The sequence below is a fragment of the Alistipes finegoldii DSM 17242 genome, from assembly GCF_000265365.1.
GTDB lineage: Bacteria > Bacteroidota > Bacteroidia > Bacteroidales > Rikenellaceae > Alistipes > Alistipes finegoldii.
Genome location: NC_018011.1, coordinates 2,345,120 through 2,371,113 on the forward strand (window position 1 = coordinate 2,345,120; position 25,994 = coordinate 2,371,113).

Below are 25,994 nucleotides of genomic sequence, written 5' to 3' on the forward strand. Positions count from 1 at the left end.
GACAAACCTCGGAAAATGCGGCGTTTTGCCGTGCGAGTCCCCGGCAACGGGGATTCGGTCAATTGTTTAGAACGATTTATGAACCATTATTTCGCATCCGACATCCATCTGGGCGCAGGCGGCGAGGCGTTCGCCGGGGAAACCGAACGCCGTTTCGTGGCTTGGCTCGACGATGCGGCGAAGGATGCGGAGTCGATATTTCTGGTCGGCGACCTTTTCGACTTCTGGTTCGAATACCGCGAGGTCGTGCCGAAGGGCTTCGTGCGGACGCTGGGCAAGCTGGCCGAGCTGACCGACCGGGGCGTGCGGGTCGTCTTTTTTACCGGAAACCATGATATGTGGGTCGGCGACTACCTCGCCCGCGAATGCGGCGTCGAAGTCTACACTTCGCCGCAGCGGTTCTGCCTGAACGGCAAACATCTCTTTATCGCCCACGGCGACAACATGAAGATCGACGGACAGCCGGTGCTCAAACTGCTCAACACCGTATTCCGTTCGCGGACGCTGCGCTGGCTCTTTTCGTGGCTGCTGCATCCCGACTGGGCGATGCGTTTCGGCCATTGGTGGAGCGGCAAGTCGCGCAAGTCGCACGCCGCCGACACCCTCGACGTCTCGCTTACCGAGCCGCTGATCCAATACGCCCGCGAATATGCCGCCATGCACGATGTCGATCATTTCGTTTTCGGGCATATGCACTTCCCGCGCGACTTCCGCGAAGGGAATCTGCATGTGATAAACCTCGGCTGCTGGGAACAGTATCCCTCTTATGCCGTTTTGGACGCGTCGGGCGAACTGACGCTGAGAAGGCTCGAAGCGTTCCGTTAGTGCGGGGGCGCGGGGCGGCCCGCTGCTCCGCGCGGAAGAAATGTCTATTTGAGCGGAAAAAATGTCTATTAAAGAAGAACGATGAAACAATACCTCGATCTGCTGCGCAGGATCAAGACCGAAGGCGTCGTGCGCGGCGACCGTACCGGCACCGGTACCAAAGGCGTCTTCGGACATCAGATGCGCTTCGATCTGGCGGAGGGCTTTCCCCTGCTGACGACCAAAAAAGTATTTCTGAAGGGCGTGATCCACGAACTGCTCTGGTTCTTGGCCGGCGATACCAATATAAAATACCTCGTGGACAACGGGGTGCATATCTGGGATAACGATGCATTCCGCTATTACAACGAGCTTTGCGTGCGCCACGGCGTGCTGCCTGTCGACCGCGACACGTTTCTGCGGGCGGCGCAGGAGGGAGTCGAATCGCCGGTCGAAGGGTATAAATTCGGCGATCTGAACCACGTTTACGGCTATCAGTGGCGCAGCTGGCCCAAGCCCGACGGCACCGTCGTCGATCAGATCGCGCAGGCGGTCGGGCTTATCAGGAGCAATCCCGAATCGCGGCGCATTCTCGTCTCCGCATGGAACGTCGCCGAGGTGGAGGATATGGCCCTGCCGCCGTGCCATGTGCTGTTCCAGTTCTACGTGGCCGAAGGAAAACTCTCGTGCCAGCTTTACCAGCGCAGTGCCGATACGTTTCTGGGCGTGCCGTTCAATATCGCCTCCTATGCCCTGCTGACGTTGATGACGGCGCAGGTCTGCGGCCTGCAGCCCGGCGAATTCGTCCATACGCTCGGCGACACGCACCTCTATCTGAACCATCTGGAGCAGGTGGACGAACAGCTTGCGCGCGAACCCCGTCCGCTGCCCGTAATGCGGCTCAATCCTGCCGTAAAGTCGCTCTTCGACTTCCGCTACGGGGATTTCACGCTCGAAGGCTACGATCCGTGGCCGGCGATCAAGGCGCCGATGTCGTTCTGAATCGTTTCGCTCCCGGCAGGGGCGGCGAATCACTTTCGCGCTGATCCGCCGGAACCGAAAAACAACAGGCGTCCCCTTTGCAGGGACGCCTGTTTTCGCTGACTGTTTCGCTGACCGTTATTTCCGGACGATGCTGATTTTCCCCGGCTTCTTGTAGCGGTTGTTTTTGATGACGACCTGCTGCGAGCTGCGGATGTCGATCGTCGGGAGGTCGTTGTAAGGCTTGTACTTCTCCGATAATTCGATGGTGTTGTCTCTGAAAATCAGTCCTCCGACGGATTTCGCCCGGAGCAGCTGCTCGTTGAAGGTCCGGAACAGATTGCCTTCGATGGTGATGTTGCGTTCGTAGGGATGGCCCGGAACCTCTTTTTTCTGGTGCGGGTTGATGAAGATCGTCGGGAAATCGGCGCCGCCGTATGTGCCGTCGAGAAACCTGTTGTTGCGGATCGTCACGTCGCGCACGGCTCCCGATTCGTACCAGTGGTCCATGTCCCCCTCGAACAGAATGGCGGACATCATGGACGAGAAGGTGTTGCCCTCGACGACGACTTTCCGGGGCGTGCTGACCAGAATGCTTCTCGCCCGGTTGTTGCGCACGACGTTGTTCCGGAAGATCAGTTCCGGGTACCACGACATGTTTTCCAGCCCGTCGCCGACCGTGAGTCGGCCTTCGACGGGAGCGGTGAACGTCAGCCGGATGTAATGGGCGTTGATGCGTTCCGATTTTTTCACCCGCAGGGTGTGTTTCGCAAGCAGGGTCTCCGCGTCCACGACGTCGATTTCGTCGCCCTTTCCGGCAAACTCATACCCGGCCTGCTGGGGGTGGTTGATGCGGGCGATGACCTGATCGGGCGCCGTGATGCCGGTCACGCGGACGTAGGAGCCGTGTACGTTGGTCGCATCGTCGAGCATGTTCTCGAAAACGCACTCTTCGATCAGGACGGTTCCCCGGCAGTTGCAGAAGTGGGTGGCGTCCGCCGTGGTCGTTATCATCCGGGGGCTTCCCTTCCGCAGGACCACCTGCAGCCTGCGGACGGTTACGTTGTCGGCCTTTTCGGCGATCAGCCCCATGCCGCCGCAGTGGTGGATGGTGACATCCTCGACCAGAACGCCGGACGACGCAGTCGCGTGGATGGCGGGCGAATGCCGGTTCTGGGTAAAGACGCCTTTGAACGTCAGGATCGTTCCGACGGGCGGCAGGGCGCGCACGAACCGGGTGTGGAGTTCATAGCGGCCGGGAGCCGTCGGCGTAACCCGTATGTCGAAGTTGTCCGGCTTGGGGATGTAGTAATCGTCGCTGCGGTAGGCGGTGGCCATGGTGCGGGGATCGAAAACGATGTTCTCGCCCGGAATACGCTCTTCCCAGCCTTCTGCCCGCATGATGAGCTTGCCGTTTTCGACCGCATGGCCGAACTCGTCCGGAATCTCGATCTCGACACGCTGCGTCTCCGCATCCGCGGTCGTCACCTTCGCCTCCAGCGTGAAGGGAACCTCCCAGTCTACGGTGAAATTGCGCAGCGTCACGCCGTGCGAATCCTCGATCAGAAACGGGATGATCCGGCCGTGGAAAATGAATTCCGAGCCGCCGCCGTCGATCTCGATGTTCCGCCGTCCCGTCAGCGGGAATGCGAAATGGCGGTATCCGTTGTCGTGGTTGGTGATGCAGTGGTATTTTCCGGCGGCGAATTCCGGCCGGAAATGGTAGGTGCCTTCGGGAAATACCAGTTTTACCGGCTTGTCTGCCGGGATGCTTTCGAGCAGGGTGTAGACGAACGGAGTCATGTCCTGCGTGTCGTACCTGCCTTTGTAGTCCGCGATATCGATTACTCCGGTTCGGGCGGATGCCGTACCGCAGACCATACTCACGAGGAGTATGACCGTTCCCAAGCGTGGTTTCATGCGCATGGCTATTTCTTTATGTTGTTCTTTTCCCAGACCGGCGCACCCGTGTCGGCGCCGTACCGTTCTCCGTGGCTGCGCGTCACCTCTTTTGAGTTTTCGACCTCGTTGTCCGACATTTTCAGTCCGTCCACCGACGTGACTGCGATTGCCGGGCAGGGGCAGCCGGTCACCTTGTTCTTCTGGACGGTGATGTTTATGAATGCGCCCGGTTCCGCGACCTTCGCGTCGCCCGTGATGTAGAAGAGCGACAGCGCTCCGGGAGGTATGCGCGGATTGCCGCGTTCGAACATGCACTCCTCGATCGTATTGCCGACGATCTGCACGTTCGAGGAGAAGCCGCCTCCCATCCATTCGATTTCGGGCGACATGAGGATTCCCTGCATGGCGCATCCGGTTATCCTGTTCGACGCCACCACTCCGTCGATGCCCTTGATCAGGATTCCGCGCGAGCGTACGTGACCCACTTCGTTGTCTTTGACGAGGAATCCGCTGCCGACGGCGTCGGCGTTGAAAACCACGTCGCCGGGGCCGATTTCGAACGGCATCTGCTTCACCTTGAGCCGGAATCCGAGCTTGTAGGAGGCTTTTGACAGCAGCGAGGGATAACCCGTCGTCACGGCGTTGCGCTGCTCTTCGGTCGGGTCGAAGCGGCTGACTGAAACCAGCCGGAGTTCGCCTTTGCGTTTCCCGTCGTAACCGACCACGACCAGTCTGTCGCCGCGCCGGAATACGGGGTGGGTTTCGCGCGTCACCAAGTCGATCGTACCCTTCGCGGCGTCGGCCGATCCGACCGGGAACGAGCGTCCGCAGACGATGATGCAGTCGTCGCCGTTGTGGCCTACCTTGCACCCCGTGACGGTCGGGCCTTTCCGTGCCTGACTGCTGTGGATGCCGTCGGCGTTGCCCGAACGCAGGCGGGGCCTGATGCCCTGCGGCATGGGGCCTCGGTCTACGACGCAGTTTCTGTACTCGTTGGCGTAGCCCTCCTTCTCGAAAAACGAGAAGGTGTTGGACCCGTATACCGTGACGTTTTCGAGTTTGGTGTTGTAGCACTTGTTGAGCATGACGGTATGGACGCCGGCGTTCGGCTTGTCGGTCTTGACGTCCATGACCACCAGATCCCCGACCTGCTCGCCTGCGCTCCACGTTCCGTTCTTGACGGCCCGGAAGAGGTTGTGACCGAGCTGTTTGAGTGCGGAGTAGTTGCTCGTGTAGGTGGTGATGCTGTTGCGCTTGAGCAGGCGTGTCTGCGGATCGTAGAACTGCACGCGGTTGGCGGCCAGACCGGTTACGGGATACCCCTCGTCGATCCGGACGTCGAACCAGCTTCCGTCTTCGGCTACGGCCGTAATCTCGCCCTGCGTAAAGCAGAGCGGATCGTAGTCGATGGTCAGGTCGCGCAGCTCCACCCGCACGCAGTTGTAAAAGCTGAACGCCTGCTCCTGATTGTTGCAGATGACCGTCGATCCGTTGCCGTTGATGTGGACGTCGGTCAGGTTGTGGAACTTGTACGGCCCGTTGCTGCGCACGTCGAGCGTGTAGGTGCCTTTGGGTATTTCGATGAGGTTCCGGCCTTTCTGCCGGTCGAGGACCTCGTGAAGATCGGGATGATTCTGCGCCGCCGCGGATGCCGCGAGACATGCGGCGGCACAGAAAACAGTCAGTTTTTTCATCTCAACAGGGTTCGTTGTCGGAGTTCGTCCGCAGGAATCGTCAGATCGTCTGCGTGTACCCCGGATTCTGGCTCAGGTTTTTGTTCACTTCGCGTTCGCGCTTGGGCACCGGCATCCAGATCTTGTACGGTTTGTAATTGTTCTTGATCGGCTCCATCTGCGGGGCGAAGTAGTAGTATTTGTTGCCGGCGTCGTTGACGGTTTTCATGTTGCCGATGACCTCCGTCATTTTGCCCGTGCGGATCAGGTCGATGCGTCGCCACCCCTCGACGCAGAGTTCGCGCGAACGTTCGTCGAGCAGCTCTTCCATGAAGTCGGTCTTGTAGTAGGCCGAATTCATGGCGTTGAGCGCCGATTCGTCCAGTTTGCCGTCCGTATCGGTGCAGGCGCGTTCGCGCACCTCCTCGACCAGTTCGCGCGCAAGGGATTCGTCGCCCGTCTTGTAAAGCGCTTCGGCGTACAGCAGAACGATGTCGGCGAAGCGGAGCATCGGGAAGTCGATGTTGCTTGCCCACGTCGGAATGCCCTGCGACGTTCTGGCCGCGGGGTCCGATTGGCGGAATTTGCCGTGGCAGAGGTTGGCGCCCGATGCGTAAAGCGCCACGGGACTGAAATATTTGGCTCCGTTGATCGTCGTGTAGTCGGTGACGTTGTTGCCCAGACTGCCGCAGAGGTTCCAGCCCATGCGGCTGTCCTCGGTCACGTATTTGTCCGACAGCTCGCCCGTCGGGCGTATCCAGCCGTAACCGCCTCCGTTGGTACCGACGTTGCCCTGCGGCCCGGCCCAGTAGGCGAAGAGGAAATATTCGTTCGAGCCGCCCGCTCCGGTCTGTACGACCATCATGCACTCCTCTTTCTGACTGCTTTTGGTGTCGGCCAGAAAGTTGTAGTGGTAGGGCTTGATGAGCTTGTAGCCGCTGTGTGCGTAAATATCTTCGGCGATGGCCGCGGCTTTCTGCCAGCACGCTTCGGCATCGACCCAGTCGAAACTGTTGGTCGGCGAGCCGAGTTCCTGCCCTACGCGGTTCTCCTTGCAGGAGGCCAGATAGGTATACATCTTGAGCAGATAGCCGCCCGCGGTCCATTTGTTGACGCGGCCGTTTACGTTCGAATTGCGGTCGGGAAGCTCCTTGTAGGCTTTGTCGAGGTCTTCCTCGATGCAGGCGTAAACCTTGTCGAGCGGTTCGCGCGGAGCCTCGGCCGACGAGTTGGGCGTATTGGGCAGGGGCACTTCGCCCCAGAGCCACGCCTGATAGAGCCGGTAAAGGCCGCGCAGCAGCTTCGCTTCGTTGACGATCTCGTCGCGGCGTTTGGGATCCATGTCGATGGCCGGCACTTTCTGGATGATGTGGTTGGCCCGGTCGATGCCGACGAAGAGTCCGAACCATGCCATCGAGACGAAATCGGCCTCTTCGTTGTAACCGCAGCTGGCGATGATCTGATGGTGCGGGTCGCTGATGCCGTTGGGGGCGATCTCGTCGCCGAGCATCATCAGGTAGTGCATGCCGCGTCCCCAGAGGGGCTGGTTGCCGGTTCCCTGAATCGCACCTGCGTTGAGTATGTCGTATACGCCCGTGAGGGCCAGCTCCGCATTCGCGGCGGTGGTGTAGAGGTCGTCGCCCGAAACGAACGAATAGGTCTTCTCGTCGAGGAAACTGGTGCAGCCCGCCGTCGCCGTGCAGAGCAGGAGCGCAGCCGTGTATTTTAGTGCTTTCGAATAGAACGTTTTCATATTCATATCGCTGTTTTAGTATTTGATTGAAACTCCGAAGAATACGGACCGTGCGCGCGGGTAGTTGGTGTAGTCCAGTCCGGGAATCAGGCGGTTCCAGAACGATACTTCCGGGTCATAGCCCGAATAGCCCGTGCAGGTGAAGAGGTTTTCGGCCGTGACGTAGACCCGCAGGTGGGAGAGTCCTATTTTGCGCGTGATGTGCGTGGGCAGCGTATAGCCCACCGTCAGGTTTTTCAGGCGGAGGTAGGAGCCGTCCTCGACGTAGTAGCTCGACATTTCGGTCTTGCCCTCGCCGTTGAGCGACGGATACCTGTTGCCCGGACGCTCCTCCGTCCAGCGGTTGCGCCAGTAGTCCGTCGAGACGTTGTTGTAGCCCACGAAACCCTCGTAGCGGTAGCGGCCGATGTTGATGATGTCGTTGCCGTAGGACCACTGGAACATGAAGCTGAGGTCGAAATTCTTGAACGTAAAGCTGTTGGTCATGCCGCCGAAGTGCTTCGGGTCGCTGTTCGCAATGACCGTTTTGTCGTTGTTCGGGTCGATGACGTTGTCGTTGCCCGCGATGTCCTTGAACTTCATGTCGCCCGGCTTCACGGTGATTCCCGCGAACGACGGCACGCCCTCTTTCAGGTTGCCCTGCTCGTCGAAGTCGGATTGCTGGTAAATGCCGTCGAAGACGTATCCCCAGCCCGAACCGATCGGGTGTCCCACCATGACGCGGCCTACTTCGGTGATGTGTCCGCCGGCGACCTTGACCGGGATCGAGCTGACGTCGCCCAGCGATACGACCTTGTTGCGGTTGAGGTTGAAGTTCAGGCTCGTAGACCATGTGAAGTTGCGTTTCTGGATATTGACCGTGTTGATCGTAAGTTCGAAACCCTTGTTGTCCACCTGCCCGATGTTCTGCCACTGACGGTAGGAGCCGATCTGGCTGGGAACGTCGGCATGCAGGAGCATGTCCTTGGTCTTTTTGTAGTAAACGTCGGCCTCGATGCTCAGACGGTTGCGGAACATGCTGATGTCCAGACCTCCGTTGAGCTGGTAGGTCGTCTCCCACTTGAGGTCGGGATTCGATATCTCCGAAGGCGACAGGCCCAGCTGCACGGAGTTGTTGTCGCCCGAATAGTAGGTCTTGTCGGTACGGCTCAGCGACTGATAGGCCGGAATGCGGTCGTTACCCGTCACGCCGTAGCTGAGCCGCAGTTTCATGTCGCTGAAAATCTTCTGCTGCTTCATGAACTCCTCCTTGCCGATGCTCCATGCGAAGGCGGCCGAGGGGAAGTAGCCGTACTTGTTGTTCTTGCCGAATTTGGACGAACCGTCGCGGCGGATCGAAGCCGTGAAGATATACTTTTCGGCAAGGGTGTAATTCAGGCGCAGGAATTCCGATTCGGAGGTGTTGCGTTCGCGGTTGGTCTGTACGTTTTCGGGGAATACGGAACCCTGACCGATGTCGAACGCCCCGTTGAAGCTCTGGTTTTCGAATCCTTCGGCGCGGGTGCTGAGACGCGTGGCGGTGTAGCCGCGCAGTTCGAATCCCAGTACGGCGTTGAGATAGTGCTTGCCGCGCGAGATGGCGTAGGTCAGCGTGTTGGAGGTCTGCCACGATTCGGCGCCGCTCTCCGCGACGACGGCCATGCCGTTCTTGGAGTACCCCCACGATGTCGTCGAGGGATACCACTCCTCGGTCTTCGAATTCAGGATCGTGCCGCCGCCGCTGATACGCAGCGTCAGGTTCTTGAGGATCTTGTATTTGAGGTAGAGGTCTCCGATCGTACGGTTCTGGGTGGAAGCCTTGTAGGAGTCGTTGATGAAGGTGATGGGGTTGGTCAGATTGTAGTTTTCGGGGTTGGACGCTTCGTCATCGTCCTCGCTCAGGAAGATCGGCTTGTAGAGGACGAAGCTCTGCACCAGTCCGTTGTACGAGTTGGCGCCCGCATTGGTGACGGCTCCCTTGGTCACGATGTGGGAGAAGTTGATCGTGCCGCCGATGGTGAACCGCTTGCTGAGGTCGCTGTCGAAACGGATGCGACCCGTGAAACGTTCCATCTGGTTCTTCTTGACGATGCCCTCCTGATTGAGGTAGCCTGCCGAAGCGGCCACCTTGGTCTTCGCGCTGCCGCCTGAAGCGACGCCGATGTTGTAGCTCTGGATGATGCCCGTGCGCATGACCTCCTCCTGCCAGTTGCGGCTGCGGTAGTCGGAGAAGTCCCTCACCCGGTCGGGCAGACCGTCGCCGTTGGTGTCGATACCCCACGCATCGCTGGTCGGGAACTTGGCGAAACGGTAGTCCGCGAACTCCTGTCCCTGAAGCACGTCGATCGTATTCGACATCCGGGCCAGACCGACGCTCATGTCGAAATCGACGGAGGCCTTTTCGCCGCGCCCGCTTTTGGTCGTGATGATCACGACGCCGTTGGCTCCGCGCGATCCGTAAATGGCCGTCGCCGACGCATCCTTGAGGACGGTGATCGACTCGATGTCCGACGGGTTGATGCCCGCCAGCGGATTGTAGCGCACGTTGGCCGAAGTGTAGCTGCTCGTGGCTACTTCGTCGGCGTTGACGTCGATCTGCACGTCGTCGATGATATACAGCGGCTGCGTTCCTGCGTTGATCGAGTTGCCGCCGCGGATCGTAATGTCGATGCCCGCACCGGGTTCGCCCGAACTGGAGCTGACCTGCACGCCTGCCATGCGGCCTTGGAGCGCATCCATAAAGCTCGTGCCCTTCGATTTGGTGATCTCGGACGTGCTCAGCACGCCCAGCGAGCCGGCGACGTTTTTCTTCTGGGCGTCGCCGTAGCCGATCTGCACGACGACGTTCTCGATCTGGGTCACATCCTGCTGCAGTTCGACCCGCAGATCGGTGTTGCTGCCGACCATGATGTTCTGCGGTGCCATGCCGATAAACGAGAAGGTCAGGACGGACTGGTGGTTTTTGACGCTTATGGCGAAGCGGCCTTGGGTGTCGGTCGTGGTTCCGCTGGTGGTTCCCTGCTCGATCACGCTCGCGCCGGCCATCGGTTCGCCGGTCGCGGCGTCCAGCACGGTGCCCGTTACTCGAAGCTGGGCATAGACGCTGCCGCACGTAAACAGGGCCGATAATAGTAAAAGTAGTACACTTTTCTTCATGGTTATATTCGGGTTGGTTTTTACTGGATGGTATGTCGTGGGTCCGTAGCCCCGGAGCCGCCCGTGTCCGGGACGGCTCCGGGAGATGCCGGACACGGAATTATCTCATTTCGGCGGACGCCTTGTCGAGCGGAGTGTGGCGGATGCACCGCACCGAGTAGGCGTTGGTGCGCTGGTAGTTGTTCAGGTATACGCTGGTGCCGTTGAGCATGATGAAACGCGCCGCATTGGTGAAGATGTTGCCTGCGCCGGCGATGATGGGCATGTTCGTCCAGTAGACGCCGCGGCCTCCCGATACGGTTCCTCCGACGACGGCCTGTCCTGCCCACGGCATCTTGAGCGGGCTTCGGGCGAATACGGCGGCCAGATCGGTCACCTTGTAGGAGGTGTCGCCGTAGACCATCGTTTCGAGTCCGGTGACGGCTTTGGCCATCTCGATGAATTCGTTCACCGTCGGTACGCGGTAGCCCGGAGGGCAGGGGTTGTTGTCCTGCGTGGCGGCATCGAGCGGCGCCGCATACGTCTTGTCCTCGAAGCGGCCGCCCCAGAGTCCGTCCCGGTTCGACGTGTCGTCGCGCGCCCAGTCGTGGGGTTCCTTGTTGGTCGGCATGAAACCTTCCCGGCCCGACTCCCGGCGGTCGGCGGTGGGGGTGTTCAGCGGTGCGAGGGCGTTGACGAACGAACCTGCCGTGGCCGATGTCCATTTGGTCTTTTCGTGTCCGTCGGCTTTGCGCGACCACTGGAAGAGCGATCCGAAGGCCGTGTGGTCGTTGGATGCGGCGGCGATGCCCTTTGCGCCGAGATTGCGGTCGAGCCATGTCTGTTCCGTATCCTGCCCGTTCTCGTCCTTGACGGTGATGTTCACGGGGAAATAGATGATCTTGTAATAGTCGTCGGCCGAATCGTAGTTGCGGTCCTTTACGCCGATCACGGTCACTTCGCACCGGGCGGTTTTATTTCCGCCGTCGGTGGTCGAGACGCGGATGGTCGTTTTGCCGTGCGATACGGGAACCAGCACTCCGTCGTCGTCGATTCCGGCGACGAGCGGATCGTCGGAGGTCCACTTGAGCTTTTTGTTCGTGGCGTTCTCCGGCAGGATCGCCGGGGCGAACCGGAAGGCTCCGACACCCGGATCGGCCGCGAAGTCGAATGTCTTGGACGTGGCGTCGAGCGTCAGGCTTTCGATGGGAATGCTGTTGTCCACGTCGTCGATCGTGAGACGGATCGCGTCGTTGACGTGCATGTCGTTGGCTTCGGCCGTGAGCGTCACTTCGCCGAAAGCCAGCGCCGTGACCAGACCGCTCTTGTCGACGGTGGCCACGTTGGTATTGGAGCTGTACCAAGCGATTCTCCGGTTGGTGGCGTCCGCCGGTTCGATCGTGACCGAAAGCTGGTACGTCTTGCCGGGGTTGAGGTGCAGTTCCCGAACGTCGATGCTTACTTTCTCGACATGGACGAATGTCTCCTCGTCGTCTTTGCAGCCGGAGTGGACGGCAGCGACGGCGGCGATCAGAAAAGCGTAAAGAAGTTTTTTCATATTTTAGGGTTTGTTTGTTGGTTGCATGCGGCGGATAAATCGCCTGATCCTGTAAGCAAAATTATCAGGATGAATATTTTTTGGCCCCCGTGTCGTGAAATAAATTAGCGGGAACGGTTTCGGGAACGGTTTGATTGGCCGGGAGCGTTCCCGAAAAAGTCCCAAAAAGGAAGAAAACCGCCCTGAAAAAACTTTTTCAGGACGGAATTGAGGCTGATTCTGCTATTCTGGGGATGCTTCTCCCGCTTCGCCGAATGTGCGTGCCGCTATTGCTGCGGCCTTACGTCGGTGGATTCGCGGATGTTGATCCGTGCATCGAGTACCACCGTGCGGTCCGGAGCGTCGGGATTCTTGATCTTTTCCAGCAGCAGGTTGGCCGCCGTTTCGCCGATCAGGTCGAGGGGCTGGGCCACGGAACTCAGCTGCGGTTCGGTCAGCAGGGCCGACTGCGACTCCGAGAAGCCCATCACGGCGATCTGTTCCGGAATGCGGTAACCCCGTTTTTTGATCGCCTTGAGCGCCCCGATGGCGAGTTGGTCGTTGAAACAGAACACCGCGTCGGGAATGCGGTCGCCGTCGAGTATCGCGTTCATGGTCTCGAAGCCGCATTCGCGGGAGATGTCCCTGCATTGGACGAAGGTATCGGGCGCGGGGGCGATGCCGTGTTTGCTGAGCGCCTGCTTGTAACCTTGGTGGCGTGTGGCCGAGTTGAAAATCCCTTTCGGTCCCATCAGGTGCAGCGGCCGGGTGCGCTTTGTCCCGTTGGCGTAGAGAACGTGCTCCACGGCGAAGAACGCCATCCGGAAATCGTCGATGACCACTTTGCTGGCTTCGACCTCGTTGCTCGGACGGTTGAAGAAGACGATCGGGATTCCGTTGTCGATCAGTCTCCGGTAATATTCGTCGTTGCGGCCCTTTTCGGTGACGGAAAGGATGATGCCCTCCACCATGCTGTTTTCCAGCAGATGCAGATTCTTGAGCTCGATCTCTGCGGATTCGCCCGACTGGGTGATCAGGACGTTGAATCCCTCCTTCTCGAAGACCTTCTGTATCTGGATGATGATGCGCGGGAAAAACGAATTGACGAATTCGGGTACGACGACGCCGATGACCTTCGAGCGTCTGCGTATCAGGTTCTGGGCGTACGGATTAGGCCGGTAGTTCATCTTTTCGGCCATTTCGAGCACCAGCCGTTTGGTCTCCGGCTTGACGTCGGAGTGATCGGCCAAAGCGCGTGAAACAGTGGATTTGGATATGCCCAGAGCTTGGGCGAGATCCTTTATCGTGGCATGTTTTATCATTTCCAGCTTTTTCACGCAAAATAGTATTTTTTTTTACAGTTTACAAAAAATAAAAGATTCCCGCTTTCCGGAAGATTATTCGAGCACGGCGATAAATCCCCCATTCTCCGGCAACTGCACGCTGAGGGGTTCCGGCGCCGGCAGTGCGACCTCGGTCGTCTGCAGCGAACCGTCCGCCGCGTCGCGGGCGATCTGCGCCTTTCGGGCCGTCGCGGGGATCAATCCGGCGGGAATCGTCACCTCTGCGGGAGCGGTGTTCACACCGGCTATGTACCACGTGCCGCCCTTGCGGCGGGCGATGACGGCCAGCCGCCCGATCTCGCTTTGCGGCAGGACGACCGTTTCGTCCCATACCGTCGGCAGGCGGCGGATGATGTCGAGCGCCGGGCGGTAACGCTCGTCGCCGGAGAGGACGAACGGATTTTCGGCGATCGTCAGCAGCGGCGAGTCGAGCAGCAGCGCGAACGCCAGCTGGTGGGCGGCCGTCGTGCCGCCGGGCATGGTGAATGCGACCGGAGTGTAGTCCGCGGCGCCCAGTACGCCGCGCGTGAAGGGCAGGGCCGCATTGTGGCTGGCCGGAATGTTCTGGTTTTCGTCGCCGGGGACGTAGCGGTCCGGATCGGGGGTGCGGCTTTCGTCCCGCATCCGCTTTTCGTAGTTGGCCGTGATGCGGTTGAGTTCGATGCCACGCACGCCCTCGCGGGTGATTTCGTTGGGGTAGGTGCGGATTTCGCCCGTCGGCTTCTGGCAGCCGTGGAGATTGACCAGCAGCCTGCGCCGCGCCGCGTTTTTGAGCAGGTGGGTGTTGAAGTCGATCTGGCGTATGCCTTCGCCGTTCATGAAGTCCACCTTGACGCCCTTTATGCCGACCGCCGCGACCGAGTCCAGAAAGCCGCGCATCTGGCGGTAGTCGTCCGCCGGATCGTTGAGCTTCTCCCAATGGCGCCATACGAACAGCCCCACGCCGCGGGATTGGGCGTATCCGGCCAGCTCGTGCAGGAATTTCCATTTGTCGGGACGCTCTTCCCACCCGTCGTCGACGGTGCTGTACTCGATGCCCAGCGATGCTGCGGTGTCGATCACCCGCTTTTCGCCTTCGAGGGTCATGAAGCCGCCGTCGATGCCGCTCCACCAGCTCCACAGCGAGCGTCCGGGGACGATCCACGACGTGTCGGCGAACAGTTCCGGGTCGGGAGCCGGGTTGAGACTGGTGATGATGTCGGTATTTACCAGTGCGTCGAGGTCGCGGGCGATGATCGTGACGCGCCACGGGGTGACGATGTCGCCTGACAGCTCGAATCCCTCCTGTTCGGTGAAGTCGGCCCGCAGGCTGGCTCCGGGTTCCGCGCGCAAACGCATGCCGCTGTAGTCGTACAGCGCGGCTTCGGCTATCATCACGTATTCGTCGGGGGGGCGGTAGAGCAGCGGCATGGTCTGCACCGGTCCCTGTCGGGAGACGATGTGCAGGCTGTCGGCCGTCGTGGATATCCACTCTCCGGCATAGGTGAGCAGTTTCCACCCGGAATTCCGCTCGGCGAACCAGACCCTGCTCTGGTGGGGCGGCCGCCATTGGGCCGCTTCCCCGTTGACGGTCCGCGTGCCGTCTCCCGGCAGGACGAACCGGTAGGCGAAGCCGTCGTCGTAGAGACGCGTCTGGAGCCGGTATTTATAGGCCGAAGGACGGTGCGTCACGTCGAAGAGGTATTCGTTGCACCGCCCCTCCGATACGGCTTTGCGTCCCGTGACGGAGTAGGTCTCGTCGATTTTCCGTGTGCCTGCCGGGCGCAGGGCCGCATCGCGGAACAGCTCCGTGTCGTCGATGGTTATGCCCAAGGCCGAGGTGTCGATGACCGTGCGGCCGTCGTGGGTTACGGTGTAGTACAACCCCTCCTTGCCGGCGAATACCTCTGCCCGGATGTTGCCCGAAGGGCTTTTTTGTGCGGTGCCGCCGCAGCCTGCGGACAGAAGGGCCATGAAGGCGAAAAATGCTGTTGTTCTCACGTTGCGTTATTTTTTAAGTTCCAGAGTTTCCCATTCGATGATTCGGCCCTGCCGGGTGAGGGCTTTTACCGTTATTTCCGTCCGCTCCCCGTCGATGGGTGCCGTATGTTCGAACGGATAGTCGGTGTCTTCGGTCGTTCGTCCGTCTACGGTGAACCAGACTTTCCGCAACTGCGTGTCGTCTTGGGTGAGATAGACGAATACGTTGTTTGCGGCCCGGCCGAAACCGACCCGCATGCAGCGTACGGCGTCGTCCTGCGTTGCGGCGTAAGGGGTTTGCCAGCGCGTCTCTGCGGTGAAGAGTGCGGCGAGCTGCGGCCGGACCGGGGTCGGGGTTTCGATCCTGACCGCGGCGATTCCGTTTCCGGCGACGCGGACCGTGAAACGTCCGTCGGCGAGCTGGCCCGATGCGCCGCTGCCGCCTATGACCTGCGTCCTGTAGTGCCCTCCGTCGGAATGTCCGCTCAGGGCGTAGTCCAGCGCGACGTCCGTTTCGACGGTTTCAGCAGACTGGTTCATGAAAACGATATACAGCGCGTCGTCGTCGACGGCCGAAATGTAGTTGAGCTGCCGGTCGGCCGGCGTCGCCAGCCCCGTCGGCATCCACAACCGGGCTTCGCGGCCGTAGATTGTGCCGGGGAGGTGACCGTAGAACTTGCTTTGCAGGTAGGCGTATCCTTCGATGAATTCACCCGGAAAATCCACCTTCCCGCCGCTCCGGAAGAGGGCCTGCGTGACGAGAAAATCGTAAAGCAGCGATATGTGCGGCATGATGTGGTTGTAGTGGAAGGAGTTGGCGCCCAGTTCCATGTGGCCCCGGAGCGGATAGTCCGCCTTTTCGTATACGGTCGTGCGGGCCGTGTTGATGTGGTAGCCCGGAAAATTGCGGTAGCGGCCTATGACGGCGTGGTCCGCCGTGCGTGCCAGAAACCCGTCGCCCGTGTAATGCGCCAGCCGCAGCATCCACGCAGCGTAGTTGGCCATGAAGATACCCCGGTGTCCGGTGCTCGTTCCGGAGGATTCCGGGGTGAGTCCGATTTCCGAAAGCCGCCATGCCGGGACCCGTTCGGCGGGAGCGTCCATCTGCGCATGTCCTTTCGACTTGAGGTATTGGTAGTGCGGGGCTTTCCCGTCGGGATTGACCAAAATATCCCGGTCCGGGACGGCGGGGGAGTACCAGACGTACTGCGTGTAGAGTTTCGCCCCGCGGCAGCCGGTGTGTCGATGCGCCGGCGGATGTAACGGTCGGCCCCCGCGACGGCTTTTTTCAGGTATCCGGGCTTTCCGGTGGCCCGGTAAAGGTGCATGGCGTTTCTCCATGTGCCGCCCTGCTCGACGACGTCCAGATTGCGCACGCGCGTGGAGTGGTACTCTTTTCCGGCGAAGGAGAGCAGGTAAGGCGCATTGTCCTTGAGGATGCTGTTGAGCGCCGTCAGTTCCGAGACCGGGCAGCAGGGGCCGTTCATGCGCCGCGAAGGGTACTGGATGTCCTGCGTCGAATCGGCGCAGAAGAGCAGCTTCTCGCGCGAAAGCACGTATTCGTATACCGGAAGCGCCCTTTCGAGAAGCATCGTCCGGTTGTCGTTCAGGACGGCGATTTCCAGCGGATTGAGACTCGAAACGTTTTTCACCGCGCCCGGAACGTCCGTCGCATAGGTGCAGCCCTTTTCCTTGTCCAGAAAACGGCTGTAGGGGCCGAGTACGTAGGAGATCATGTTTTCGATCGTCCCGTTGAGCGAACCGAGCGCATTGTTCCGGTTGGCTGTGAAGCCGAACAGACGCTCTGCGACATTTTGGAGCGCATCCGTGGTGTCGCCCCGCTCTCCGCAGAGCAGGGCGGAAAAGACGAGTTCCCCGCCCGGAGCCGTTTCGGAACCGATGCCGCCCGGAACCGGGGCGAACAGCATCGGCGAGGCCAATCCCTGCCGGTCGCGCACGGCGACGCCGAAACGGCTGTTGGCGGCCGTCGGCAGCGGATCGAACGGGAATTCGGCGGGGTGGGCCAGAATGCCGTATGTCGCGTTGCGGTAGGTGACGAACGCCGAAGGGACGGGACACCGGAACGCGAGCGTGAGGTAACTTTTGTCGGGGAACCGTTTCTCCTGCCAGATCAGCGGCTGCCAGATTTCGTCGGTTCGTTTCGGGGCTCTCCCCGCAAAACCGGTGAATCCGACCGAATACCAGCCCCCGGTCTTCGCCGTGAGGCGGTAGGTGAGCAGGGGCCGGCCCGTCGCGGTGTCGGCCGTCAGCTCCGCCGCGATGCTGAAAAGGTCGTTTTCGGGGTAGCCGAAAGTGACCTTGTCCGTTCCTTCCGCACGGTGGGAGACGGGGCGGACGACGATGATGCGCCCTGCGTTGAAGAGGTCGGCTGTCCGCGATTCGACGGAGCCTTCGAGGATTTCATCGTCGAAGCCGTCGCCCGACTGATCGGCCCTGCGGTCCGTACGGTTCAGTTCCGGGCGGTCGCTGAGCCATGTAGCCACGTTGTACTGAACGTCGGGGATGCCCGCCGGACGCATTCTCAGCTGCGGGTCCGCAGCCGAAAAGAGGACCGTGAATTCCGGCAGATAGTCGGGCAGGAGGTGCTGCCCGCCGAACACGACCGTATGGTCGGGTTTCACCCTGAATTCCTGCGCCTGCGCCGGGCGGCACGCTCCCGCCGCGGCCAGTATGATCAGCAGTATGCGGCCGGTCTTGGTCATTGTTCGAGGTCGAATTTCAGGGTCTGTATTCCGTAGCCCGGCAGGGTGATGCCGAACGCTCCGTCGCCGCCGGGCGTGATTTTGCGTCCGGTTGCGGGATCGTCGGCCGAAGCGGTGCCGATGCGCCTGCCGGCGATGGCCGCGGGGTGCACCGTCAGCGCCGTATGCTGGGGCCGTGGCGTGCTGTTCATCAGGATCAGGAATAGCCTGTTCCGGTCCGTCGTCAGGGCCGACAGAATTTCGATGTCGGTGTTGTCGGCGTCGAACAGCCCTTTGACCATGATTGGATTCGCCTGCTCGTCGTATACGGTTCCCGGTTCGAATCCGAAGATGCGCTGCGGACCGACTTTCGGGGTCATGAAACCGCGGGGGAACGAGATTCGGCGGCCGCTCCGCATTTCGGCTTCGGCGAAGACGTAATCGGCGATCCACCCCAGCTGCCACCACGCATGGTGCGGGAAGGGACCGGGACCCCGGTCGAACTGGCTCCAGTAATAGGTCGCCATGTGCGTGTCCGGTGCGAGGTGCGCTTCGCGCGCCGTAGCCGCAGCCCGCGCGAGGTCGAGGAAGAGCCGGTCTGCGGTCTCTTCGTACAGTCTTACGAACATGCCGCAGTGGCTGGTGAGCAGGATCGGGCCGCTCTTGACCGCCGACCCGGCGCAGCCGCCGTGCTCGAAGCAGAGACCGACCTGACTGATCTGCCACTCCTGCATCTTCCGCCCTTTGTACTCGATTTCACGGTCGCCCGGCGTCGGATGCGTGTAGATCGACGTGGCGTACATCCGGGCCGTGCGGAGCGCGGCGTCGCGGTATCGGGCCTCTCCGGTCAGGCCGTGCATGTCGAGCAGGGCCTGTACGGCCTGTCCCGTGGCGAAGTCGTTGATAAGGCGCGCGTCGCCGCAGACCCCGGTGAAAGCCCCCTTGTCCACGGCGTTGCGGGCGAACCAGTCGGCGCCCCGCACCGCGGCGTCGAGGTATTTGCGTTCGCCGAGCAGCTTATAGGCGACGACGAAGCCGTAAAACGTGGGCCGGAGGTCTTTCAGGTCGGTGAACAGCGGTTTCCCGTCGTGTTTGCCGTAGGCCACGGCAAAACCGCCGTCGGCCTGCTGCAACGACAGCAGCCGTTCGGCTCCGGCCCGGAAACTGCTGCGCAGCAGCGAGTCGTCCCTTTCGAAGAGCAGGATGTTGCCCAAGTCCATGAGCGTATAGTACGTGATGCCGATCGGTTCGATATGGTCGCCCCACTCTTCGACGAATTTTTGCTTTTTCCACAGGTAATACTGTCCCATGGCCGCGCCGTGGTTGGGATCGCCGGCCGGGGCCTGCTGCATCAGTTTGAAGTTGCGCATGTAGGGAAGCCGATCCTCGGTAAGCCGCGGATCGCCGGTCATCGAGGCGAGCATCCACGATGCGCCGATGTCGGAATTCTTCATGGCGTCGTGGTCGGCTTCGACGACTCCGCCCAGATAGTCCTGCGCTCCGATGGTCAGCCCCCTTGTAGGCGGCGGTCCGCCAGAAGGAGAGCGAGTCGTCGAGAATGTAGTCCCAGATCGCTTCCATGCGCTTGTAGAGCGGAAGGGTCGTATGTTTGAGCGCGAGGAAGTTGCCCAGACTGTAAATGTCGTAAACGGCGTGTTTGTGCGCTTCGTACCACCCCTTGTCCGTCATGCTGACGCGGAATCCGAACCGGACGGAGTCTCCCGCCTGCTTTTCGGACCCCTCCTGTCCGAGCACCGGATAGTAGAGCGTCGGGGAGAGTTCTCCCTGCCGGTTCATGTGCGAAAGGCCGCACCGCCACGAGATGCCGTGCGTGCGCTTGCCGCCGGTGTATTCGGAGCGGGAGTAGCCGCTGTCGGGGATCAGCGCCAGCGTATTGCCCGCTTTTTCGGTCATGGACATGATCATCGTGGTGACCGTATTGTCGTTGCATTGACCGGCAGGTGGGGCAGTCCCTGTCCGTACATGTAGGCGAGGTGGAATACGGGCTGGATGTAGTCGCCTTGGAAAAAGCCCGGAACGACGCTCCAGCCGAGCCGCTCTTCGGGAAGTATGGCCAGCGTGGGCGTGCTTACCGAATAGTACCCCTTGCGAGCCGGGTAGAACACGCTTTCGATGCGTATGTCCGCCGAATAATCCGGGTCGGGACTCCATGTCGTGCGCAGGCGGCCCAGTTCGTTGCGGGCTTCGAAGCAGACGGTGCGCCCCTCTTTCCAGCCTTTTTCGGGGTAGAAGCGCAGCGCTTCGCCCGCGCGGTTCATCGGCACGGAAGAGACCGCCCTGTTGGAATCCTTGGCGATGTAGTGGAACCGCGCGATGTCGAAGTTCATGGTGTCGCCGCCGCGGTTGGTGATCGTTTCCGGCTCCGCCGAGGGCTTTTCGCTGCTGAAGAGTATCGTATACGCTCCGTCGGGCACTCCCCAGCAGCAGCCTTTGCGGTCGGCGATACGTGAGATTTTCCATCCTTCCGCGGTCTGCTCCCAGCGGATTTCCAGCCCTTTGTTTCTGACGGCCAGTTCGTCGGAGGGCGTGCAGGCGGCCGACAGTAGCAGGACGAATGCGGAGAATATTTTGAAGTGCGGTTTCATGGTTTCGGTTTCCGGTTCGAAGTTATGCAATTTATTCGGCAATGATCCCCATCAGGGCCTTGTGCCTTCCGGACTCGGAGTCTTCCGGCCAGAAGCGTATCGAGCGCAGCGTGTGCGGGGCGTCCAATGCAATCGTATTGCAGCTCTGGTGGTTGCCTTCCGTGCGGAACAGGAGGTTCCCGTCGCCGTCGGTAATGCGGTAGTTGCGGATGCACTGGGGCATCACCGAATCGAAATGCTCCATTTGCACGTTCTCCAGTGCGTGGTCGAAATCGGTGTCGAAGAACAGCCTGATTTGCCGGACGGTCCGCTCTTCGCCCAAGTCGATGCGGACCGACGGCGTTCGGTCGTCGGGGGCCGGGATCCAGCCGTTGGGCTGTATGTAGGGCCGGAAGTAGCCGTTGAGGAGGTTTTCGGCTCCGAAGCAGGTCAGCGGCGCGGAGAATTCGAGCGCGATGTTTTTCCCTTCGGGACGGCGCTTTGGGCACCAGAATTCGAACGTATCGACCCCGATGTCCTCCGGCGGAGTCTGCCTGCCGAAATTGGAGACCGCGGGATTGACGGTGTTGAATACCGAAGTCAGGCCGGAGACGATCTCCGAACTCATCGGAATGCTTACGTCGGGATTGGCCATGAAGCAGATGAAGACGTACTGCGGCGCGTCGTAGCACATTCCGAAATCGACGGTCAGTCTGTTTTCTCCCTCCCGGAGGTCGAAAACGAGCCGCTTGTCGGTCGTGTCCGGGGTGTAGTTGCCCCTGCGCGACGAACTGCGCAGTTCGACCGTCAGCCGGGTCGCCTTGTCCGCTTGCACGGTGAGACCGACGGCCGGAACCGGGCCGCCGACCGGGATAAGCTCGGCGGCGGAGCAGTCCAGCCGGAAGCGGGTGCCGTCGGGGCGCAGCCGTTCGAGCGCAAATTCGCTGGATGCGCTGATCCGGGCGTTCGGGGCAGCATGCCGCGGCCGAACCGTTCGCCCGGCAGGAAGTGTCCGGTGCGGAGCAGTGCGGACTGCAGCTGGCCTATACGCTCCCGGCCGATAAGGTCGGCCGGTTTGAGGTGGTCGCGCAGGGCGATTGCGGCCGCCGTGCCGATCGCCTGCCCGCCGTGTGCGGCGGTGCACATGACGCGCGTGGAGCCGTTGGCCACGTGGCTGACGCTGATGATGCGGCCTCCGATGAAGAGGTTGTCCGCATCGGGCATCACCAGACAGCGGTAGGGAATCTGGTAGATGCCCTTGCTGTGCCACTGGTTGCAGGCGCGCCCTGCACCGTAAACGCCGTCGGCGGGGTGCAGGTCGATCGACCAGCCGCCGAACGAAACGGCGTCGTAGTGCTCGTGCTGTTCGATGATGTCCTGTTGGGTCAGCATGTAGTAGCCCTTGAACCGCCGGCTTTCGCGTTTGCCGGGGAAAAGCCCGACCCATTCGAGCGTGTAGTTCTCCATTTCCGGGTACTTGCCCGAATTTTTGATGTGATTCCAGACGCCGTAGACGATTTTCCAGAGTTCGAATTTGATTTTTTCGGTATCCCGGATCGTGTCCAGCCGTCCGCCGTACTCCAGCCACCAGTATTTGCAGCCGTGCTGCGAGGTGTTGAAATACTCCGGATTCCGGAGCCGGGGGATCAGCTCCTCGACCTCCTTCAGGGCGAATTCGGGAGCTTCGAAGCGTACGGGGCGCCCCGTGTCCTTGATGTAGAACAGGATGCTGTGCCCCAGCAGTTCGCCGTATCGGGTCTTGTCGGGCGCGAACTTCTCGCCGTATTCTTCGCGGTCCTCGGCGCCCATGCGGTATTCGGCTCCCGCCATGTAGGCGAGCGCGCCGTCGCCCGAACAGTCGGCGAAAAGATCGCCTTCGATCGTGTGGTGCGTTCCGGTCTGCGGATTGAACGCCGTGACCGATCTGACGGTGCGGCCGGACATTTCGGCGTCGTATACGCACGTGTTGAGGTAAAGCGTGATGTTCGGTTCGGAGAGCACCTTGTCGATGAGCACCATGTCGAACAGCACGGGATTGCCTTCCCGGTTGCGGAAGGTGTTCTCGACCAGTATTTCGTCGATGACGCCCCCTTCGCGCGACCAGCGGTTGTTGTTGCCCATGTGCGAGGTCGCTCCCAGCGCCCACAGGCGGACTTCGCTCGAAGCGTTGCCGCCCAGCACGGGACGGTCCTGAATCAGCGCGACGTCGGCGCCCGCACGGGCCGCGGTAATGGCGCAGCATACGCCGGTAAGCCCGCCGCCGACGATCACCAGACTGTGACGGCTGTGTACTTTCGCCGGTTTGCGGCTTTTTTCGAATTCTCCGATAAACATATGTTTATTTGTTTTTTGTCGTGAGGAAAATCAGGCCGCCCAATACCGTCAGGACGATACCCGTCGTGAGGGGAACGAGAGTCTCCCCGCCGGACAGGAGCGCGATCAGGGAGATGAAGCAGCCCGAAATCGCCGCTCCGGCGCCGATGATGCGGATGCTGTTGTTGTTATCCGTGCCGGCGTCCTCGGCGGCGGGCGCCGCTGCGTTCTCTGCCGCAGGCATCGGAACGCAGACGCGCGAGCCGGAGAGTTTGTGATAGATTTCATAGCCGGTCAGCAGCAGCGCGGGGAAGAGCACCCCGACCAGCATCTCTTCGGCCCGGCTGAGCGAGAAGCCGACGGCCGCAGGCGTGATGAATTTGAGAACGGCGTTGACGGTCAGACTGGTGACGGTCGTGCTGAGGATCGCCCTGCCGTTCAGGTTCTTGGAGAAGAGACTCCAGATCAGCGGCAGGTAGAGGGGCACTCCGGTGAGTGCCGCCACGCTGATGACGACGTTGACGATGCCGCCCATGTTGGGGATGAGCAGCGCCACGGCGATGGCCAGCACCCCGAAGCCGAGCGTGGAGATGCGGGCGACTTTCATCAGCGTCGTCTCTCCGGCGGCGGGGCGGAGGCGTTTGAAGATATCGTTGGTGAAGACGCCTGCCGAGATGTTCAGCGTGGCGTTCAGCGAACTTGCGGTCGCGAAGATCATGCCGCCGAGCATGAGTCCGAGCATGCCGGCGGGCATCGTCTGCTTGCACATCAGCAGGTAGGCGTTTTCGTTTTCAAGCCCCGAAAGTCCGGGTTCGAAGACGCGGTAGATCATCGGCGGCAGCATCCACAGGATCGGACTGAAGGTATACAGCACGCCGAACAGCACGCCGACCTTTTTCGCGTCTCTGGGCGTGCGCACGCTCGTATATCGCTGGACATAAGCCCAGTTTCCGCCCAGAAAGAAGAGGTTGTAGAGCATGAACGCGACGATGAACACCCAGTTGTATTCTCCCGCGAAGAGCGTGAAGAATCCCTCCGGAACCCGTGCGAGGAACTCCGGGACGCCGCCCACTTCGCCGAATGCGAGCGGAATGACGATGATGACCGCGGCGAAGAGGATGATGAATTGCAGCACGTCGGTCACGACCACGGCGCGAAGGCCGCCGAGCGAGACGTATATCATGCAGAACACGCCGAGTATCAGGATGCTGGACGAGAGCGGAATCCCGGCGGCCACTTCGATGATTTTGGCGATCGGATAGAGGAAGGAGCCGGTGGTGAAGATCGAGATGAAAAGGAAGATGTAGGTGTAAAGCTTCTGCGTCGAGGCTCCGTAGCGGCGTGTGATGTATTCCGCGGCGGTGAGACAGCCCGTTTTGTTCCAGCGCGGGGCGATAAGCAGGCCGACGGCGAATCCGGCTGCGGCCATCGTGAGCTGTATGGTGACGGCGACGAAGCCCATCGAGTAGGCGATCGACCCCCATACCACGAACGTTCCGGCCGAGAAGAAGCCCATGAACAGCGACAGCCCGCTGATCCACCAAGGGACGTTGCCGCCTCCGGCGAAAAAACTCTTCATGTTTTTGCCGGTCGAGGAGAACAGCGAACCGACGAACATGATGCCCGCCGCAAAGACGGCGATGGTTATGTAGTCCAGAATTTCCATAGCTCAGGTTGTAGTTTACGAACAAAAATAGAATTTGCCGGAAGATATTCCGCACGATCGGCGAATAAAATCTTCGGGAACGATTTCGGGAACGATTGCGATTGCCGGGAGCGGTTGCGGAGTTGCCGGATGCGGGGGGCGGGCGGGGTTTCGGTTCGCAGGCGGAGCCATTGCGCCGAACCGAATTATTGCTATCTTTGCAGGGCGGCCGGACGTCTCAGGCGGACTGCGGCGGCGGATCGCATTAATAAATATATATGGTAAGCATCATCGTAGCCGTCGCCGAAAACGGCGTGATCGGCGATAAGAACGCCTTGTTGTGGCATATTTCCGAAGACCTGAAATACTTCAAGTCCGTTACGTCGGGCCATCCCGTCGTCATGGGGCGCAAGACCTACGAGTCGCTCGGACGGCCGCTGCCCAACCGGACCAATGTGGTCGTCACGCGGCAGGAGATGGAGATTCCGGGATGCAGGGTGGCCCATTCGCTCGAAGAGGCGGTGGCGCTGTTCCCGGCCGAAGAGGAGGTCTTCGTCATCGGCGGCGCGCAGATTTATGCGCAGGCCCTTCCGCTGGCCGGCCGCTTCTACCTGACGCGGGTTTTCCATGCCTACGAGGGCGATACGCATTTTCCCGCATGGAACGACGCCGAGTGGCGGCTCGTGTCGTCCGAGTCGTTCGCTTCGGGCGCGAATTATCCCTATCCCTTTGCGTTCGAGACCTACGAACGGCGGCGAAATTAGGTATTTATACCACTGCGCGGCTCGGCCGTAATCCCTACCTTTGCAGACGCAAAGGTTTTTTTATGCACATGCCGGACGCTTTTTTTCGCACTGCGCGGCGGATGCAGGCGACTGCTGGATCGGATGCGGGAAGCGGTGTAAATCCGCTGGGGCAGTCCGGACCGCATGCGGCGATTCGGTGCCGGCGGAAGGGCGAACGAACAAAGAAAAGAGAAAAATGGCAAAATATTTCGACATGCTGATGGAGGACGTGCGGATGAAGGAGGGCCTTCAGTCGTGCATGAACTGCGGCGTCTGCACGGGCGTCTGTCCGGCTGCCGAGTTCTACAATTACGATCCCCGTCAGATCGTGAACATCGTGCAGACACGCGACGACGACGCCATCGAGGAGCTTCTGAAGAGCGATACGATCTGGTACTGCGGCGAGTGCATGTCGTGCCGTCCGCGCTGTCCGCGCGGCAACACGCCGGGCTATGTGATTCAGGCGCTGCGGACCCTTTCGCAGAAGCTGGGGTTCTTCGTCGAGAGCGAAAAGGGCCGTCAGCAGCTGGCGCTCAAGCGTATCATCGGCGAGAACATCCTCCGCACGGGTTACTGCATCGTACCGCGGCTCGTCAAACCGGAACTGCACCCCGAACAGGGAACCGTGTGGCAGTGGATTTACGATAACGACAAGGAGATTTACGGTCAGTTCACGCCGGTCTACATGCGTCACGGCGCGGGTGCGCTGCGCCGTCTGGACGAGAAGTCGCTCGACGAGATTCACCGGATTTTCGAGGTCAGCGGCGGCAAGGAGATGTTCGACGCCATCGAGGAGCACTCCGACCGCAAGGCCCGCGAATTGGGTTACGAAGAGGGAGCCGATCAGAAGTACATGATGGACGTCTTCCTCAATAACAGCAACGAACACTATTAGCAG

General features: G+C 60.6%; 18 protein-coding genes. 4 read left to right on the top strand and 14 right to left on the bottom strand.

The features are described 5' to 3' along the window. The first annotated feature begins 15 nt into the window (after positions 1 to 15). Both ALFI_RS10185 and thyA read left to right on the top strand, forming a co-directional pair. Positions 16 to 825: a UDP-2,3-diacylglucosamine diphosphatase gene (locus tag ALFI_RS10185; RefSeq protein WP_014775740.1), complete on the top strand. Its 810-nt coding sequence runs from the start codon at positions 16 to 18 to the stop codon at positions 823 to 825. Between the two features lie 81 nt (positions 826 to 906). Then, positions 907 to 1,806, top strand: a complete 900-nt coding sequence (thyA, locus tag ALFI_RS10190; RefSeq protein WP_009596467.1) for a thymidylate synthase — start codon at positions 907 to 909, stop codon at positions 1,804 to 1,806. Positions 1,807 to 1,923: 117 nt separating this feature from the next. Here the strand turns inward: thyA and ALFI_RS10195 are convergent, their stop codons facing one another. The 14 genes from ALFI_RS10195 to ALFI_RS10245 all read right to left on the bottom strand — a co-directional run bounded on the left by ALFI_RS10195 (position 1,924) and on the right by ALFI_RS10245 (position 24,332). Continuing rightward, positions 1,924 to 3,705 carry a right-handed parallel beta-helix repeat-containing protein gene (locus ALFI_RS10195; RefSeq protein WP_014775741.1) on the bottom strand — a complete coding sequence of 594 codons (1,782 nt, stop codon included), beginning with the start codon at positions 3,703 to 3,705 and terminating at the stop codon, positions 1,924 to 1,926. 8 nt (positions 3,706 to 3,713) lie between these two features. Then, the gene (locus ALFI_RS10200) at positions 3,714 to 5,381 is read right to left on the bottom strand and encodes a right-handed parallel beta-helix repeat-containing protein (RefSeq protein ID WP_014775742.1); all 1,668 of its coding nucleotides are present in this window, start codon (positions 5,379 to 5,381) and stop codon (positions 3,714 to 3,716) included. Between the two features lie 40 nt (positions 5,382 to 5,421). Next, entirely contained in the window at positions 5,422 to 7,113 is a 1,692-nt protein-coding gene (locus ALFI_RS10205; protein ID WP_155835654.1) for a RagB/SusD family nutrient uptake outer membrane protein, read from the bottom strand. Between the two features lie 15 nt (positions 7,114 to 7,128). Beyond that, positions 7,129 to 10,248, bottom strand: a complete 3,120-nt coding sequence (locus tag ALFI_RS10210) for a SusC/RagA family TonB-linked outer membrane protein (protein WP_014775744.1) — start codon at positions 10,246 to 10,248, stop codon at positions 7,129 to 7,131. 100 nt (positions 10,249 to 10,348) lie between these two features. After that, positions 10,349 to 11,785, bottom strand: a complete 1,437-nt coding sequence (locus ALFI_RS10215) for an Ig-like domain-containing protein (RefSeq protein ID WP_014775745.1) — start codon at positions 11,783 to 11,785, stop codon at positions 10,349 to 10,351. Positions 11,786 to 12,051: 266 nt separating this feature from the next. Further along, the gene (locus ALFI_RS10220; protein ID WP_244264963.1) at positions 12,052 to 13,101 is read right to left on the bottom strand and encodes a LacI family DNA-binding transcriptional regulator; all 1,050 of its coding nucleotides are present in this window, start codon (positions 13,099 to 13,101) and stop codon (positions 12,052 to 12,054) included. A gap of 60 nt (positions 13,102 to 13,161) precedes the next feature. Next, positions 13,162 to 15,087 carry a glycoside hydrolase family 97 protein gene (locus ALFI_RS10225; RefSeq protein WP_244264964.1) on the bottom strand — a complete coding sequence of 642 codons (1,926 nt, stop codon included), beginning with the start codon at positions 15,085 to 15,087 and terminating at the stop codon, positions 13,162 to 13,164. Between the two features lie 6 nt (positions 15,088 to 15,093). Beyond that, positions 15,094 to 16,071, bottom strand: a complete 978-nt coding sequence (locus ALFI_RS17145; protein ID WP_139022440.1) for a hypothetical protein — start codon at positions 16,069 to 16,071, stop codon at positions 15,094 to 15,096. Beyond that, on the bottom strand, positions 15,984 to 17,789 hold the full coding sequence (locus ALFI_RS10230; protein WP_155835655.1) for a hypothetical protein: 1,806 nt from the start codon (positions 17,787 to 17,789) through the stop codon (positions 15,984 to 15,986). The genes ALFI_RS17145 and ALFI_RS10230 overlap by 88 nt, the downstream gene beginning before the upstream one ends. Further along, on the bottom strand, positions 17,786 to 19,222 hold the full coding sequence (locus ALFI_RS17465) for a beta-L-arabinofuranosidase domain-containing protein (protein ID WP_244264965.1): 1,437 nt from the start codon (positions 19,220 to 19,222) through the stop codon (positions 17,786 to 17,788). Before ALFI_RS17465 ends, ALFI_RS10230 begins: the two co-directional genes overlap by 4 nt. Before the next feature lie 468 nt (positions 19,223 to 19,690). After that, positions 19,691 to 20,374 carry a hypothetical protein gene (locus ALFI_RS17470; protein ID WP_244264966.1) on the bottom strand — a complete coding sequence of 228 codons (684 nt, stop codon included), beginning with the start codon at positions 20,372 to 20,374 and terminating at the stop codon, positions 19,691 to 19,693. A gap of 31 nt (positions 20,375 to 20,405) precedes the next feature. Continuing rightward, a complete protein-coding gene (locus ALFI_RS17475; RefSeq protein ID WP_244264967.1) occupies positions 20,406 to 21,188 on the bottom strand; it encodes a discoidin/SUN/FTP domain-containing protein in 783 nt (260 codons plus the stop codon). After that, a complete protein-coding gene (locus ALFI_RS10240; protein WP_244264968.1) occupies positions 21,161 to 22,687 on the bottom strand; it encodes an FAD-dependent oxidoreductase in 1,527 nt (508 codons plus the stop codon). Before ALFI_RS10240 ends, ALFI_RS17475 begins: the two co-directional genes overlap by 28 nt. Positions 22,688 to 22,691: 4 nt before the next feature. Continuing rightward, positions 22,692 to 24,332, bottom strand: a complete 1,641-nt coding sequence (locus ALFI_RS10245; RefSeq protein ID WP_014775748.1) for a sodium:solute symporter family protein — start codon at positions 24,330 to 24,332, stop codon at positions 22,692 to 22,694. Between the two features lie 257 nt (positions 24,333 to 24,589). On the opposite strand from ALFI_RS10245, the gene ALFI_RS10250 reads away from it, so the two are divergent. Continuing rightward, complete coding sequence (locus ALFI_RS10250; RefSeq protein ID WP_009596466.1) at positions 24,590 to 25,075, top strand: dihydrofolate reductase; 486 nt, start codon at positions 24,590 to 24,592, stop codon at positions 25,073 to 25,075. A gap of 217 nt (positions 25,076 to 25,292) precedes the next feature. Beyond that, entirely contained in the window at positions 25,293 to 25,991 is a 699-nt protein-coding gene (locus tag ALFI_RS10255) for a 4Fe-4S dicluster domain-containing protein (protein ID WP_009596362.1), read from the top strand. Positions 25,992 to 25,994: the final 3 nt, after the last annotated feature.

Coding starts and splice junctions, on each gene's coding strand:
- ALFI_RS10185 (WP_014775740.1), top strand. CDS start 16: ATGCGGCGTTTTGCCGTGCGAGTCCCCGGCAACGGGGATTCGGTCAAT.
- thyA (WP_009596467.1), top strand. CDS start 907: ATGAAACAATACCTCGATCTGCTGCGCAGGATCAAGACCGAAGGCGTC.
- ALFI_RS10195 (WP_014775741.1), bottom strand. CDS start 3,705: ATGAAACCACGCTTGGGAACGGTCATACTCCTCGTGAGTATGGTCTGC.
- ALFI_RS10200 (WP_014775742.1), bottom strand. CDS start 5,381: ATGAAAAAACTGACTGTTTTCTGTGCCGCCGCATGTCTCGCGGCATCC.
- ALFI_RS10205 (WP_155835654.1), bottom strand. CDS start 7,113: ATGAAAACGTTCTATTCGAAAGCACTAAAATACACGGCTGCGCTCCTG.
- ALFI_RS10210 (WP_014775744.1), bottom strand. CDS start 10,248: ATGAAGAAAAGTGTACTACTTTTACTATTATCGGCCCTGTTTACGTGC.
- ALFI_RS10215 (WP_014775745.1), bottom strand. CDS start 11,785: ATGAAAAAACTTCTTTACGCTTTTCTGATCGCCGCCGTCGCTGCCGTC.
- ALFI_RS17145 (WP_139022440.1), bottom strand. CDS start 16,071: ATGGCCAACTACGCTGCGTGGATGCTGCGGCTGGCGCATTACACGGGC.
- ALFI_RS10230 (WP_155835655.1), bottom strand. CDS start 17,789: ATGACCAAGACCGGCCGCATACTGCTGATCATACTGGCCGCGGCGGGA.
- ALFI_RS17465 (WP_244264965.1), bottom strand. CDS start 19,222: ATGAAGAATTCCGACATCGGCGCATCGTGGATGCTCGCCTCGATGACC.
- ALFI_RS17470 (WP_244264966.1), bottom strand. CDS start 20,374: ATGAAACCGCACTTCAAAATATTCTCCGCATTCGTCCTGCTACTGTCG.
- ALFI_RS10240 (WP_244264968.1), bottom strand. CDS start 22,687: ATGTTTATCGGAGAATTCGAAAAAAGCCGCAAACCGGCGAAAGTACAC.
- ALFI_RS10245 (WP_014775748.1), bottom strand. CDS start 24,332: ATGGAAATTCTGGACTACATAACCATCGCCGTCTTTGCGGCGGGCATC.
- ALFI_RS10250 (WP_009596466.1), top strand. CDS start 24,590: ATGGTAAGCATCATCGTAGCCGTCGCCGAAAACGGCGTGATCGGCGAT.
- ALFI_RS10255 (WP_009596362.1), top strand. CDS start 25,293: ATGGCAAAATATTTCGACATGCTGATGGAGGACGTGCGGATGAAGGAG.